Source organism: Enterobacter sp. WCHEn045836, from assembly GCF_003965585.1.
Lineage (GTDB): Bacteria > Pseudomonadota > Gammaproteobacteria > Enterobacterales > Enterobacteriaceae > Enterobacter > Enterobacter dissolvens.
In genome coordinates this window covers 70,524-84,749 of sequence record NZ_RXPT01000018.1, presented here as the reverse complement: position 1 = coordinate 84,749, position 14,226 = coordinate 70,524, and the positions used below count along the sequence as shown (strand labels likewise).

Here is a 14,226-nt window from a genome sequence, read left to right as displayed (position 1 = left end):
CGCTTGCCGGGCCTACGACAGGTAGGCCGGGTAAGCGTCAGCGCCACCCGGCAAATTTCGGTAGTCTCCTGATGCATTCCGATATCACCCGAATTTTGACAGATCTGGTTAACCGCACGTTATCGCTGGGTCAGATTCATTTCTCAGCCCCGGCTGGACAGCCCTCCCGAACAGCGCCCTGCCTTGTCATTACCCTGAATAACCCCTGTAAGGCAATATTTTCCTCCTCCGGACACATTGTTCATCACCCGGCTAACTTCCTGCAAATACACTTCGGTAAGCAGCAAATGGTCATCGAGTTACAGTGTGAGCATATGCTTTTGCAACAGGTACAGGTTGCCCGACGTGGGCCGCGAACCGGTGCTTTTCTCCTCCAGACGCTGGCCGAGCTACAGATGCAACCGGATGAACAAGAGACCGCCAGGCTGGTAGTACTGAGCCTGCTCAGCCACTGCCGGGATCTTTTGGGGAGCGACATCCATACCGCCAACCGCAGCCGCGCGCTCTTCGAAGCGGTTCGTAGCTATATCGACGAACATCACGCCTCTTTGTTAACGCGCGAATCGGTGGCGCAGGCGTTCTACATCTCCCCAAACTATCTTTCCCATCTCTTTCATAAAGTTGGCAGTGTCGGATTCAACGAATACCTGACCCAAACCCGTCTTGAACATGCCCGACAATTGCTTAAAGGCTACGATCTCAAAATCAAGGATATCGCCGCACGATGCGGTTTTATGGACAGCAACTACTTCTGCCGCCTGTTTCGCAAACACACCGAACGTTCTCCTTCCGAATATCGCCGCCAGTATCACAGCCAGTTAACCGCCAAAAACTAGCACTGTGATCGGCATCGCACATCGCTAAGCACATTACATTTGTCCAGTATTTGGCAAAATTGACCTGTATATCCAGCCTGCCGCCCCGCCTTATCCTTAAATCAATCTTTTTGACTTAAGGAAAAATAATGGAACTGTATCTGGATACCGCCAACGTGGCGGAAGTTGAACGCCTTGCGCGCATTTTCCCCATCGCAGGCGTCACCACCAATCCGAGCATCATTGCCGCCAGCTGTGAGTCTGTCTGGGAGGTACTGCCGCGCCTACAAAACGCCATTGGGCCAGAAGGCACGCTATTTGCCCAAACAATGAGCCGCGACGCAGAAGGCATGGTGGCGGAAGCCAAACGCCTGAGCAACGCCATCCCGGATATCGTGGTGAAAATCCCGGTCACCGCCCAGGGGCTCATCGCTATTAAGGCGCTAAAAACAGCGGGCATTACTACGCTGGGGACCGCCGTATACAGCGCCGCGCAAGGCCTGCTGGCTGCACTGGCCGGGGCAAACTATGTCGCGCCATATGTAAACCGCGTAGATGCCCAGGGCGGGGACGGCATTCGCATGGTTCAGGAGCTGCAATCCCTGCTGGAACAGCATGCACCGGAGAGCAAGGTGCTGGCCGCCAGCTTCAAAACGCCGCGTCAGGCACTGGACTGCCTGCTCGCCGGATGTGAAGCAATCACGCTTCCCTTAGATGTAGCGCAACAAATGCTCGGCACGCCGGCGGTAGAGTCAGCGATAGAGAAGTTCGAGCAGGACTGGAAAAACGCGTTTGGTAACCTCAACCTCTAAGGGAGATATGTTATGGACCGTATCATTCAATCGCCGGGGAAATATATCCAGGGCGCTGATGTTCTCACCCGTCTCGGCGACTATCTGAAACCTCTGGCTACACGCTGGCTGGTTGTTGGCGATAAATTTGTGCTGGGTTTTGCCGAAGAGACCCTGCGCCAGAGTTTTAAAAATGCAGAGCTACATGCCGAAATCGCGCCGTTTGGCGGCGAATGTTCGCAGAATGAGATCGATCGTCTGAAAAAACTGGCCGACAGTGCGGACTGCATGGCGGTGCTGGGCATTGGCGGCGGTAAAACGCTGGATACCGCCAAAGCGCTGGCACATGTTATGGACGTGCCGGTCGCTATCGCCCCGACTATCGCCTCCACCGATGCCCCGTGCAGCGCCCTTTCTGTGATTTACACCGACAGCGGCGAATTTGAACGCTATCTGATGCTGCCGCATAACCCCAATATAGTGATTGTCGACACCAAAGTGGTGGCAGGTGCGCCGCCGCGTCTGCTGGCCGCCGGGATTGGCGATGCCCTTGCCACCTGGTTTGAAGCGCGTGCCTGTTCCCGCAGTGGCGCGACCACCATGGCGGGCGGCAAGTGTACGCAGGCCGCGTTAGCGCTCGCCGAGCTGTGCTACAACACGCTGATTGAAGAGGGAGAAAAAGCAATGCTGGCCGCCGAACAGCACGTAGTGACCCCGGCGCTGGAGCGCATTATCGAAGCCAATACCTATCTGAGCGGCGTAGGGTTTGAAAGCGGCGGGCTGGCGGCAGCGCATGCTATTCACAACGGAATGACGGCGGTGCCGGATGCGCATCACTTCTATCACGGTGAAAAAGTGGCGTTTGGTACGCTGACGCAACTGGTGCTGGAAAACGCACCGGTTGAGGAGATCGAAACCGTCGCGGCGCTTTGCCACAGCGTTGGATTGCCGATCACGCTGGCGCAGCTGAACATCAAAGAAGACATTCCGGCCAAAATGCGCCTGATTGCCGAAGCGTCTTGCGCTGAGGGAGAGACCATTCACAACATGCCGGGTGGCGTGTCGCCGGATCAGGTTTATGCGGCGCTGCTGGTCGCCGACCAGTATGGGCAGCGTTTCCTGCAGGAGTGGGAGTAACAAAAACGCCGGGTGCGCTACGCGTACCCGGCTCAATGGTTATTTCACGTCAAAACGGTCCAGATCCATCACCTTCGCCCACGCCGCTACGAAGTCGCGGACAAACTTCTCGTGAGCATCACTGCTGGCGTACACCTCTGCCAGCGCGCGGAGAACGGCGTTAGAGCCGAAGACCAGGTCAGCGCGGGTGGCAGTGTATTTCACTTCACCGCTGGTGCGATCGCTTCCGGCAAACAGCTCGTTCGATTCATCGGTCGCCTTCCACTGAGTGTTCATATCCAGCAGATTGACGAAGAAATCGTTGCTCAGCACGCCTTCGCGATTGGTGAACACACCGTTCTTACCGCCATCGAAATTTGCACCCAGTACGCGCAGGCCGCCAATCAGCACCGTCAGTTCTGGCGCGGTCAGCGTCAGCTGCTGGGCTTTATCAATCAGCAGCGATTCGGTGGTGGAGACATCCACCTGCGCACGGTAGTTGCGGAAACCGTCGGCAATCGGTTCGAGCAGATTAAACATCTCGATATCCGTCTGATCCTGACGCGCATCCACACGACCCGGCGTGAACGGTACGGTGACGTAAACGCCTGCCGCTTTCGCCGCCAGCTCAACGCCTACCACACCCGCCAGCACGATGATATCGGCCAGTGAGGCTTTATTGGTGGTGCGCTGAATAGCTTCCAGAGCAGGCAATGCACGTACGGCTGCGGCATTAACATCCCAGTTGCGCTGAGGCGCAAGTGCCAGACGCGCACCGTTGGCACCGCCACGCTTGTCGCCGCCGCGGAAGGTTGAGGCCGACGCCCATGCCACGGAAATCAGTTCGCTCACGGAGAGCCCGGATGCTGCAATTTCCGCTTTCAGGCTCTCAATGTCCTCTTTGGTCGGATTGAATACTGCCTCCGGCAGCGGATCCTGCCAGATCAGATCTTCTTTCGGCACTTCCGGGCCAAGATAACGCGATTTCGGCCCCATATCGCGGTGAGTCAGTTTGAACCACGCGCGCGCAAAGGCTTCGTTGAAGGCCTGCGGATCGTTCAGGAAGCGACGGGAAATTTTTTCGAATTCCGGGTCAAAACGCAGCGTCAGGTCGGTAACCAGCATGGTGGGTTTGCGTTTTTTCGACGGGTCGAACGGGTCTGGCATGATCTCAGGCGCGTCCACGGCTTCAAACTGAATCGCACCGGCCGGGCTGCGGGTTTGCACCCATTCATATTTGAACAGGTTCTCGAAGAAGTAGTTGCTCCACTGGGTTGGGGTTTGTGACCAGATGACTTCCAGACCGGAAGTAATGGCATCTGCACCTACACCGGTACCATGCGTGCTGGCCCAGCCCAGGCCCTGCGCTTCAATCGGAGACGCTTCCGGGTCTGTGCCAACGTGCGTTGCTTCACCCGCGCCGTGGGTCTTACCGAGCGTATGACCACCGGCGATCAGCGCCACGGTCTCTTCGTCGTTCATCCCCATGTTGCCGAAGGTTGCGCGGATGGCTGCCGCTGCTGACAGCGGTTCACCGCTGGCGTTTGGCCCTTCCGGGTTAACGTAGATCAGCCCCATTTCAGTGGCCGCCAGAGGACGCTTCGCGAGCGCTTCCGGGTCACGATGGGTCAGCCAGGCTTTTTCATCACCCCAGTTGACGTCGAGATCCGGTTCCCAGACATCTTCACGCCCGGCACCAAAACCAAAGGTGCGGAAGCCGGAGTTTTCCAGCGCCACGTTGCCCGCAAGAATGAACAGGTCGGCCCAGGAGATTTTTTGACCATATTTTTGCTTGATCGGCCACAGCAGACGGCGAGCTTTATCCAGACTGACGTTATCTGGCCAGGAGTTCAGCGGCGCAAAGCGCTGTTGACCGCGTCCGGCACCGCCGCGTCCGTCAACGGAGCGATAGGTACCCGCACCGTGCCAGGCCATGCGAATAAACAGGCCCGCATAGCTGCCCCAGTCAGCAGGCCACCACGGTTGAGAGTCGGTTAAGAGTGCTTTGAGATCGCCCTTAAGGGCAGAGTAATCCAGCTTGCTAAATTCTTTGCGGTAGTCGAAGTCTTCACCCAGAGGGTTCGAACGATTGGAGTGTTGGTTAAGAAGATCGATGCGGAGTTGTTTTGGCCACCAGTCACGGCTGCCTGTACCTGCCCCCGCGCTGTGATCGACGCCGCCCTGATGGAACGGGCATTTGCCGACTGATGCCGCTTTATTGCTCTCGTCTGACGTGCTCATCGCTATGCTCCCTTTTACAGTGTTACCGTTACGATATACACCACTAGCAATAAGATATAGTTGAATTAATCCACAGATTCGATAGCTAATACCTTTTAACTTTTAGCCAGACTAAAAAGCCCCCTTTATATGAGGGCGTTATGCGCGCTACGCCGGACGAACGCCGAGCGTATGACAAATGGCGTAGCTCATCTCCGCGCGGTTCAGCGTGTAGAAGTGGAAATCTTTTACCCCTTCACGGCTTAAAATTTTCACCATATCCATTGCGATGTTGGCACCCACCAGCTTGCGCGTTTCCGGATCATCATCCAGCCCTTCGTACATTTTGGACATCCACAGTGGAATGCGTACGTTGGTCATATCGGCAAATTTCTTCGCCTGTTTGAAGTTAGAGACCGGCAGAATACCCGGGATGATTTCCACGTCGATACCCGCAGAAACGCAGCGGTCACGGAAGCGCAGGTAGCTTTCCACATCAAAGAAGAACTGAGTAATGGCCCGGTTCGCACCGGCATCCACTTTACGCTTCAGGTTAAGGAGGTCGGCCTGAGCGCTTTTCGCTTCCGGATGCACTTCCGGGTACGCCGCCACGGAGATATCAAAATCGGCAACCTCTTTCAGCAGCGCGACCAGATCCGCCGCATACATTTCCGGCTTACCGCTACCCGGCGGCAGGTCGCCGCGCAGGGCGACGATATGACGAATCCCGTTGTTCCAGTAATCCTGAGCGATAGCACGCAATTCATCACGGGTGGCGTCGATACAGGTCAGGTGAGGAGCCGCTTCCAGACCGGTACGATCCTTGATGCCCTTGATAATGCTGTGCGTACGGTCACGCTCGCCGGAGTTCGCACCGTAGGTCACGGAGACAAACTTCGGTTTAAGGCTGCTCAGGCGATCGATAGAGCTCCAGAGGGTTTGCTCCATTTCACTGGTGCGCGGCGGGAAAAATTCAAAAGAGACGTTAATCTGGCCGTTTACTTCGGCCAGGCTCTGATTCAGGGCTTCCCGCTGGTTGGCGTGAAAAAAGCTCATACCTTACCTCTATCTTTCGCGTGTCGTTGTTTGTTGTGTTATGAACTTCTATACGTTTAGACGTCCAGATGTAAAAATGACGGAAAAGCGGAGGGACGTCAACAGAAATAATCAACATTAACGGTGAGGAATGCTCAGGGAAGATGAAGGAAATTCATGATGGGGGGTGAGTGCGGTCTGATGCCCTCACCCTAACCCTCTCCCACAGGGAGAGGGAAATACAGGGGTTACAGTAGCTTAGCGAGACGGTTAATGTCCGACTGGATCGCCCCGGCGGTGACATCGCGCCCTGCACCCGGGCCACGGATCACCAGTGGGTTATCGCGGTACCAGCGGCTTTCGATTGCAAAGACGTTATCACACGGCAGCAGCGCCGCCAGCGGATGTTCAGGACGCACCGCCTCAACCCCCACACGCGCTTTACCGTTGGCCTCGAAACGCGCCACATAGCGCAGCACCAGCCCCATCTCGTTTGCCGCTTCCAGACGTTGCAGCATCTGCTCGTTCAGCTCATCACCGTTTTCAAAGAAGTGGTCAATAGATCCTTCCTCACAGCCCGCCGGCACCAGCGACTCGACGCGAACAGAACCAGGTTCAATGTCATAACCGGCTTCACGCGCAAGGATCACCAGCTTACGCATCACGTCTTTACCGGAGAGGTCGACGCGGGGATCGGGTTCGGTTAACCCCTGCTGCCACGCCTGATCCACCAGGTCAGTGAACGGCACGGTGCCATCAAACTGCAGGAAAAGCCAGGAGAGCGTACCGGAGAAAATACCGCTCAACGCCAGGATGCTGTCGCCGCTTTCAATCAGATCGCGCACGGTATGGTTAACCGGCAGACCCGCACCTACGGTGGCATTATAGAGCCAGTGACGACCGGTTTTTTCAAACGCGTCGTGGATCTGACGGTATTTGTCGGTGCTGCTTGCCCCCGCCAGTTTGTTCGCACTGATGACGTGGAAACCGTGGCTGGCGAAATCAAGATACTGATCGGCAAGCTGTTCGCTGGCAGTAACGTCCAGCACCACCAGATCGTCATACGGGTGCGCGCGCATCCACAGGAACAGCGACTCTTCGTCCTGTTCAACCGCTTCATCATTAAAGAAAGCAAGCGCGCGGCTGGCATCCAGCCCTTCGTAGTTCAACAGACTGCGGCGGCTGTCCACCACCCCGGCGAGGATAAACTCAAAGCCGGTACGTGCTGAGAGCGTGACCTGCTCGCGCGCGAACAGCTCCAGCCAGCGAGAACCGATGTTGCCTTTACCGAACAGCACCAGGCCGATGCGTTTTTCCGCACGGAACAGAGAGGTATGCAGACCCTGAATCAGGCTCTCAGTTGGCCCTTTACGCAGGACGGCAACGAGGCTGATGCCCTCTTCCGACTGCCAGGTAAATTCAACCGGCTGCCCTTTCAGCTGTTGCCAGAAACGGTGGCAGTGCAGTGGGTTACGGGTGACGCCCGCGCCCACCATCGCCACCAGCGCCAGCCCCTGACGCAGACGAAGCTCGCCCGGCAGGCCCGCTTCATCCAGAATTTTCAGCGCGCTGTCCGCCACTTCGGCGGTGTAGCAGAACTGCAGCAGTTGACGGTCGTTATGTACGCCAACCGCCAGCGGACGCACCTGAGCACGTTTGAGGATCGTGTCGATATCTTTATGCGCCAGTTTGAAGTCCTGGCCCGCCGGGACCTGGAACTCAATCAGGCAGATGTCGTCGTGGCTGGTGACAATACGCGCCCCCGTACCGGATGCCAGCACGCGTTCGATGCGCGTGGAGCCCTGATCCGGGGTGTAACTGCAGCGCAGCTGCAGATCGATATCGCTACCGGAAACCGGCTGCAGCGTACGTGCGTGAAGAACTGGCGCGGCTAAACGTGCCAGCTCGCTGGCTTCATCCAGGCGCAGCAGCGGCAGCAGGCAGGCGTCTTTCACCTTGCGTGGATCAGCGCTGTAAACACCGGCGACGTCACTCCAGATGGTGACGCGGGACACGCCCGCCAGGGCACCGATTTGCGTCGCCGAGTAGTCAGAGCCGTTACGCCCCAACAGCACGGTTTCCCCGGCATTGCTGCGGCTGATAAAGCCGGTCACCACAATGCGTTTACCCGGATGCTGTACCAGCAACTGTTGCAGCAGCGGGTAGGATAGACCTTCATCCACCTGTGGCTGTGCGGCGCGTTCGGCACGCAGGAAATCACGCGCGTCGAGCCAGGCAGCCTCAACGCCCAGATGTTGCAGCACGGCGGCCATCAGGCGCGCAGACCACACTTCACCGTGACCCACCACCTCGGCGTACACCGCATCGGTAATACCGCTGTCCAGCAGGGCGGCCAGACGCTCAAGGTCATGCGTAAAAGCGCTAATCAGCCCATCCGCCACGTCTGCAGGCAGCAAACCGGCAATCAGCTCGCTCTGGTAACGGCGTAAGGACTGTTGCACCTGATGCGCAGAGAGGCGATCGGTCTGGCTCAATTTCAGCCAGCTAATCAGCTGGTTGGTGGTGCTGCCCGCCGCGGAGACAACCATCATGTCACCCGGCTGTGAATACTCTGTCATGATCCCTGCAACGCGCAGGTAACACTTCACATCAGCAAGACTACTACCACCAAACTTGTGCAGTTGACGACCCTTCGCCCCTGCCTGCGCTATCACACTCATGATTACCCCTTGGCTGCGACCCGGAAGCCATTTTCCAGATCGGCAATTAAATCTTCAGAATCTTCAATACCGGTTGAGATCCGCAGCAGCGTCTCAGAAATACCGGCGGCGGCACGTGCCTCTGGTGCCATACCTGCGTGCGTCATGGTCGCGGCATGGGAGATTAAACTTTCAACCCCACCCAACGATTCCGCCAGCGTAAACAATGACAGCCCGCTCAGGAAGCGACGCAGCGTTTGCTCGTCACCGTCCAGTTCAAAACTTAACATCGCGCCAAACCCTTTCTGCTGACGCGCGGCAATCTCGTGCCCCTGGTTTTCAGGCAGCGACGGGTGATAAAGCTTCTTCACCAGCGGCTGCGTTTTCAGGAAATCGACAATCGCCTGGGCATTGCGCTGTGCCACCTCCATACGCGGCGACAGCGTGCGAATCCCGCGTAACAGCAGATAGCTGTCGAAGGCCCCGGCGGTGACGCCAATGTTATTGGCCCACCATGCCAGTTCGGTGACAACGTCGGGATCTTTTGCAATCACCACACCCGCGACCACATCAGAATGACCGTTCAGATATTTAGTGCATGAATGCAATACCAGATCTGCACCCAGCGCCAGTGGGTTCTGAAGGGCCGGACTGAGGAACGTATTATCCACTACACTTATCGCTCCCGCATCCCTTGTGAGCTGACAAATTTTCGCAATATCGACAACGCGCAACAATGGATTGCTTGGACTTTCCACCAGCACCAGCTTCGGCTTCTCTGCCAGCGCCTGTTTCAGCGCCTGTTCGTCATTTTGATCGACAAACAACACCCGGTAACAACCGCGTTTTGCCAGACTGTCAAACAGACGATAGCTGCCGCCGTAACAGTCGTGCGGCGCAACCAGCAGATCGCCCGGTTTCAGGAACACGGTGGTCACCAGATGAATGGCAGACATACCGGTATTGGTCAATACTGCCCCTGCGCCACCTTCCAGTTCCGCCAGCGCGCGCTGGGTCACGTCGCGCGTAGGGTTGCCACGACGCGAGTAGTCATGCGCACGGGGTTCATTAAATCCGGTGAAATTGTAGGTACTGGAAAGATGAATCGGCGGGACAACACAGCCGTACTGCTCGTCATCATTCAATCCGCTACGCACTGCGATGGTGGCCTGTTTACGCGTCATGGTGAAGGCTTCCTGGCTAATTAGGTGAAAAGTCAGGCACCAGAGTAAACATTGAAAGTATGGACGTCAATACATCTGGACATCTAAACTTCTTTGCGTATAGATTGAGCAATGCGCAAATAGCCGTTAAAATTATATGCTTTAGTGCACGCTGCAGCGGCAATATCCGTGCCACGGTATCGTCTCTACGGTAAACTACGCAGGTTTACGGTTCAAAACCGTCGGCTACAGGTTTTGCACCTTTAGATTAATGACTGAGAGGATTAAAGGTATCTCATGGCTGAATGGAGCGGCGAATATATCAGCCCATACGCTGAGCACGGTAAGAAGAGTGAGCAAGTAAAGAAAATTACGGTTTCCATTCCTCTGAAGGTGTTGAAGATCCTCACCGATGAACGTACGCGTCGTCAGGTGAACAACCTGCGCCACGCAACCAACAGCGAACTGCTGTGCGAAGCGTTTCTGCATGCGTTTACCGGCCAACCGTTGCCGAACGATGACGACCTGCGCAAAGAGCGTAGCGACGAAATCCCGGAAGAGGCGAAGGTGATCATGCGTGAACTGGGTATCGACCCGGAGACGTGGGAATACTGATTAGCGGATACAAAAAAGGCACCTTGCGGTGCCTTTTTTTCGGGAAACTTATTTAGCGCCCGGGATGCTGAAACGCTTGTTGAAGCGGTCAACACGGCCACCGGTTGCAACGTCACGCTGCTTACCAGTGTAGAACGGGTGGCATTTGCCGCACACGTCCAGGTTCAGATCGTGACCCACGGTGGAGCGGATCTGGATAGAGTTACCGCAAGAGCAGTTTGCAGTAATCATTTCGTATTTCGGGTGAATATCTTTTTTCATGGGAGAACCTCAGTTAAGGCCGCGTCGCTCTTCCAGCCCTAACGCCAGACACCACGCGATGTTGAATGTAAGTTCTTTGGCGTAAAGTACACCAAAGGCGGCGAATCATACAGAATTTGACCAACGTATGCAAACTGATCCGCACGCCGCTTTCACTAATGTGTATACTAACGCGCCACTTTTCAAGTCAGGAAGATTCGATGCCCGTCGCTCACGTTGCCCTGCCCGTTCCGCTTCCCCGCACGTTTGACTATCTGCTGCCCGACAGCATGAGCGTTAAAGCGGGCTGTCGCGTGACCGTGCCCTTTGGCAAACAGCAGCGCGTAGGGATCGTCGTCTCCGTCAGCGACAAGAGCGAATTGCCGCTTAACGAACTGAAATCGGTCGTTGAGGTGCTCGATAGCGAGCCCGTTTACTCCACCAGCACCTGGCGACTGCTGCTGTGGGCGGCGGATTATTATCATCATCCGATTGGCGATGTTCTGTTCCACGCCTTGCCGATGATGCTGCGCCAGGGCAAAAGCGCCAGCCACGCACCAATGTGGTACTGGTTTGCGACCGAACAGGGCCAGGCGGTGGACATTAACAGCCTGAAGCGCTCCCAGAAGCAACAGCAGGCGCTGGCCGCCCTGCGTCAGGGGAAAATCTGGCGCCATCAGGTCGATGAGCTGGAAGTCAGCGAAACCGCACTCCAGGCACTACGAAAAAAAGGGCTGAGCGAGCTGGCAAGCGAGGCACCGGCCCTGTATGACTGGCGGGAGCAATTTTCCGTCTCTGGCGATCGCCTGCGCCTGAACACTGAACAGGCCACCGCCGTGGGGGCGATTCACAGCGCCTCCGATCATTTCTCCGCCTGGCTGCTGGCCGGGGTCACCGGATCCGGCAAGACAGAAGTCTATCTCAGTGTGCTGGAAAATGTGCTTGCGCAGGGCAAACAGGCGCTGGTGATGGTGCCGGAAATTGGCCTGACGCCGCAAACCATCGCCCGCTTTCGTGAGCGGTTTAATGCGCCGGTTGAGGTGCTGCACTCTGGCCTGAATGACAGCGAACGCCTCAGCGCCTGGCTGAAAGCGAAAAACGGCGAAGCGGCGATCGTGATTGGCACCCGTTCATCACTGTTTACGCCGTTCAACAATCTTGGCGTCATTGTCATCGATGAAGAACACGACAGCTCTTATAAGCAGCAGGAAGGCTGGCGGTATCACGCCCGCGATCTGGCCGTCTATCGCGCGCACAGCGAGCAAATCCCCATTATTCTGGGCTCTGCTACCCCGGCGCTCGAAACGCTGCATAACGTTCGTCAGCGTAAATACCATATGCTGCGCCTGACGCGCCGCGCGGGGAATGCGCGTCCGGCCATTCAACACGTGCTGGATCTGAAAGGTCAGCAGGTGCAGGCGGGGTTAGCGCCCGCGCTTATTACCCGCATGCGCCAGCATTTGCAAGCGGGGAACCAGGTCATTCTGTTCCTCAACCGACGTGGCTTTGCCCCCGCACTGCTGTGTCACGACTGCGGCTGGATTGCCGAGTGCCCGCGCTGCGACCACTACTACACCTTCCATCAGGCCCAGCGCCATTTGCGCTGCCACCACTGCGACAGCCAACGCCCGGTGCCGCGTCAGTGCCCGTCGTGCGGGTCAACGCATATTGTGCCGGTTGGTCTGGGCACTGAACAGCTGGAACAGGCCCTGGAACCGTTCTTCCCGGACGTGCCCATTTCCCGAATCGACAGGGACACCACCAGCCGTAAAGGGGCGCTGGAACAGCAGCTGGCAGAAGTGCATCGCGGTGGCGCGCGCATCCTGATTGGCACCCAGATGCTGGCCAAAGGACACCACTTCCCGGACGTGACGCTGGTTGCCCTGCTGGATGTCGATGGCGCGCTGTTCTCTGCCGACTTCCGCTCAGCCGAGCGTTTTGCCCAGCTTTATACCCAGGTGGCCGGACGCGCGGGACGTGCCGGGAAACAGGGCGAAGTGGTACTGCAAACACACCATCCTGAGCATCCGTTGCTGCAAACCCTGCTGCACAAAGGCTATGACGCGTTTGCCGAGCAGGCACTGGCTGAACGCCAGACCATGCAGCTTCCCCCGTGGACCAGCCACGTGATCATCCGCGCGGAAGATCATAACAACCAGCAGGCGCCGCTTTTCCTGCAGCAGTTGAGAAACCTTCTGCAGGCCAGCCCGCTGGTCGATAATCAATTGTGGATTTTAGGGCCGGTTCCGGCGCTGGCCCCCAAGCGCGGCGGACGTTTTCGCTGGCAGATTTTGCTGCAACACCCTTCGCGCATCCGTTTACAGCACATCGTCAGCGGCACGCTGGCCTTGATTAACACCCTGCCAGAAGCGCGCAAAGTGAAGTGGGTGCTTGACGTTGATCCCATCGAAGGCTGAAGACGGATCGAAAAATTTAACGTCCCTCACACTTTTTATGAAAATTCTGTAACCGATTCCATTAACTATCTGTAAAAATGGTGGCGTCAGAAGTTCGGTGTTCAGGCGAGGAGAAGACGTTGAAGTCCAGGAAAGAGGTTGCCACGGCGACCATGAAAGACGTTGCCCAGAAAGCACAAGTCTCTACGGCAACCGTGTCCCGCGCATTAATGAACCCGGATAAAGTCTCCCAGGCGACCCGCAACCGGGTAGAGCAGGCTGCGCTGGAAGTGGGGTATTTTCCGCAGGCAATGGGGCGTAACGTGAAACGTAATGAGTCGCGTACCATCCTGGTGATTGTGCCGGACATCTGCGATCCCTTCTTCAGTGAAATTATTCGCGGCATCGAAGTGACGGCTGCGGAGCAAGGTTATCTGGTGCTGATTGGCGACTGCGCGCACCAGAATCAGCAGGAAAAAACCTTTATTGACCTCATTATCACCAAGCAGATCGACGGCATGCTGCTGCTTGGCTCGCGCCTGCCGTTTGATGCCAGCATTGAAGAGCAGCGCAATTTACCGCCGATGGTGATGGCCAACGAGTTTGCGCCAGAGCTTGAGCTGCCAACGGTACATATCGATAACCTGACCGCCGCGTTCAACGCCGTTAACTATCTGCAGGAGCTGGGGCATAAACGGATTGGCTGCATTGCCGGGCCAGAAGAGATGCCGCTGTGTCACTATCGCCTGCAGGGCTATGTTCAGGCACTTCGCCGTACCGGCGCGACGGTTGACCCACACTATATTGCACGCGGTAATTTTACCTTTGAAGCCGGTGGACAGGCGCTGGAAAAACTGCTGGCGTTGCCTGAGCCGCCTACCGCAGTGTTCTGCCACAGCGACGTGATGGCGCTGGGTGCATTATCGTATGCGAAACGCCGCGGCCTGCGCGTACCGAAAGATTTGTCGATTATCGGTTTCGATAATATTTCGCTTTCAGAATTTTGCGATCCCCCACTCTCAACCGTTTCGCAACCACGCTACGACATTGGCCGTGAAGCGATGCTTCTCCTGCTCGATCAGTTGCATGGTCAAACAGTTAGCAGCGGTTCGAGGTTGCTGGACTGCGAGCTGATTGTTCGTGGTTCTACCCAGGCATTGACTTAAAGTAAATGT

General features: G+C 56.6%; 11 protein-coding genes. 6 read left to right on the top strand and 5 right to left on the bottom strand.

What is annotated here, in order from left to right; all coding sequences use genetic code 11:
• Positions 1 to 71 precede the first annotated feature (71 nt).
• The 3 genes from EKN38_RS20795 (at position 72) to EKN38_RS20785 (ending at position 2,743) form a co-directional block, all read left to right on the top strand.
• Positions 72 to 836, top strand: a complete 765-nt coding sequence (locus EKN38_RS20795) for a helix-turn-helix transcriptional regulator (protein ID WP_043951720.1) — start codon at positions 72 to 74, stop codon at positions 834 to 836.
• A 128-nt stretch (positions 837 to 964) separates the two neighbouring features.
• Entirely contained in the window at positions 965 to 1,627 is a 663-nt protein-coding gene (gene fsa, locus EKN38_RS20790; RefSeq protein ID WP_014833747.1) for a fructose-6-phosphate aldolase, read from the top strand.
• A 12-nt stretch (positions 1,628 to 1,639) separates the two neighbouring features.
• Complete coding sequence (locus tag EKN38_RS20785; RefSeq protein ID WP_014833748.1) at positions 1,640 to 2,743, top strand: glycerol dehydrogenase; 1,104 nt, start codon at positions 1,640 to 1,642, stop codon at positions 2,741 to 2,743.
• A gap of 39 nt (positions 2,744 to 2,782) precedes the next feature.
• Here EKN38_RS20785 and katG read toward each other — a convergent pair whose 3' ends face one another.
• The 4 genes from katG to metB form a co-directional block, all read right to left on the bottom strand.
• Complete coding sequence (katG, locus tag EKN38_RS20780) at positions 2,783 to 4,963, bottom strand: catalase/peroxidase HPI (protein WP_014833749.1); 2,181 nt, start codon at positions 4,961 to 4,963, stop codon at positions 2,783 to 2,785.
• Between the two features lie 147 nt (positions 4,964 to 5,110).
• Complete coding sequence (gene metF / locus EKN38_RS20775) at positions 5,111 to 5,998, bottom strand: methylenetetrahydrofolate reductase (RefSeq protein WP_014833750.1); 888 nt, start codon at positions 5,996 to 5,998, stop codon at positions 5,111 to 5,113.
• A gap of 227 nt (positions 5,999 to 6,225) precedes the next feature.
• Positions 6,226 to 8,658: a bifunctional aspartate kinase/homoserine dehydrogenase II gene (locus tag EKN38_RS20770; RefSeq protein WP_014833751.1), complete on the bottom strand. Its 2,433-nt coding sequence runs from the start codon at positions 8,656 to 8,658 to the stop codon at positions 6,226 to 6,228.
• 2 nt (positions 8,659 to 8,660) lie between these two features.
• Entirely contained in the window at positions 8,661 to 9,821 is a 1,161-nt protein-coding gene (metB, locus tag EKN38_RS20765; protein ID WP_013099309.1) for a cystathionine gamma-synthase, read from the bottom strand.
• Positions 9,822 to 10,097: 276 nt separating this feature from the next.
• On the opposite strand from metB, the gene metJ reads away from it, so the two are divergent.
• On the top strand, positions 10,098 to 10,415 hold the full coding sequence (gene metJ / locus EKN38_RS20760) for a met regulon transcriptional regulator MetJ (protein ID WP_003862042.1): 318 nt from the start codon (positions 10,098 to 10,100) through the stop codon (positions 10,413 to 10,415).
• Positions 10,416 to 10,463: 48 nt separating this feature from the next.
• Here metJ and rpmE read toward each other — a convergent pair whose 3' ends face one another.
• Positions 10,464 to 10,676 carry a 50S ribosomal protein L31 gene (gene rpmE, locus EKN38_RS20755; protein ID WP_003862040.1) on the bottom strand — a complete coding sequence of 71 codons (213 nt, stop codon included), beginning with the start codon at positions 10,674 to 10,676 and terminating at the stop codon, positions 10,464 to 10,466.
• A 200-nt stretch (positions 10,677 to 10,876) separates the two neighbouring features.
• Between rpmE and priA the strand changes: the two genes are divergently transcribed.
• Positions 10,877 to 13,072, top strand: a complete 2,196-nt coding sequence (gene priA, locus EKN38_RS20750; RefSeq protein ID WP_014833752.1) for a primosomal protein N' — start codon at positions 10,877 to 10,879, stop codon at positions 13,070 to 13,072.
• A gap of 119 nt (positions 13,073 to 13,191) precedes the next feature.
• Complete coding sequence (gene cytR / locus EKN38_RS20745) at positions 13,192 to 14,217, top strand: DNA-binding transcriptional regulator CytR (protein WP_014833753.1); 1,026 nt, start codon at positions 13,192 to 13,194, stop codon at positions 14,215 to 14,217.
• Positions 14,218 to 14,226 lie beyond the last annotated feature (9 nt).

Coding starts and splice junctions, on each gene's coding strand:
- priA (WP_014833752.1), top strand. CDS start 10,877: ATGCCCGTCGCTCACGTTGCCCTGCCCGTTCCGCTTCCCCGCACGTTT.
- EKN38_RS20795 (WP_043951720.1), top strand. CDS start 72: ATGCATTCCGATATCACCCGAATTTTGACAGATCTGGTTAACCGCACG.
- fsa (WP_014833747.1), top strand. CDS start 965: ATGGAACTGTATCTGGATACCGCCAACGTGGCGGAAGTTGAACGCCTT.
- EKN38_RS20770 (WP_014833751.1), bottom strand. CDS start 8,658: ATGAGTGTGATAGCGCAGGCAGGGGCGAAGGGTCGTCAACTGCACAAG.
- metB (WP_013099309.1), bottom strand. CDS start 9,821: ATGACGCGTAAACAGGCCACCATCGCAGTGCGTAGCGGATTGAATGAT.
- metF (WP_014833750.1), bottom strand. CDS start 5,998: ATGAGCTTTTTTCACGCCAACCAGCGGGAAGCCCTGAATCAGAGCCTG.
- EKN38_RS20785 (WP_014833748.1), top strand. CDS start 1,640: ATGGACCGTATCATTCAATCGCCGGGGAAATATATCCAGGGCGCTGAT.
- katG (WP_014833749.1), bottom strand. CDS start 4,963: ATGAGCACGTCAGACGAGAGCAATAAAGCGGCATCAGTCGGCAAATGC.
- metJ (WP_003862042.1), top strand. CDS start 10,098: ATGGCTGAATGGAGCGGCGAATATATCAGCCCATACGCTGAGCACGGT.
- rpmE (WP_003862040.1), bottom strand. CDS start 10,676: ATGAAAAAAGATATTCACCCGAAATACGAAATGATTACTGCAAACTGC.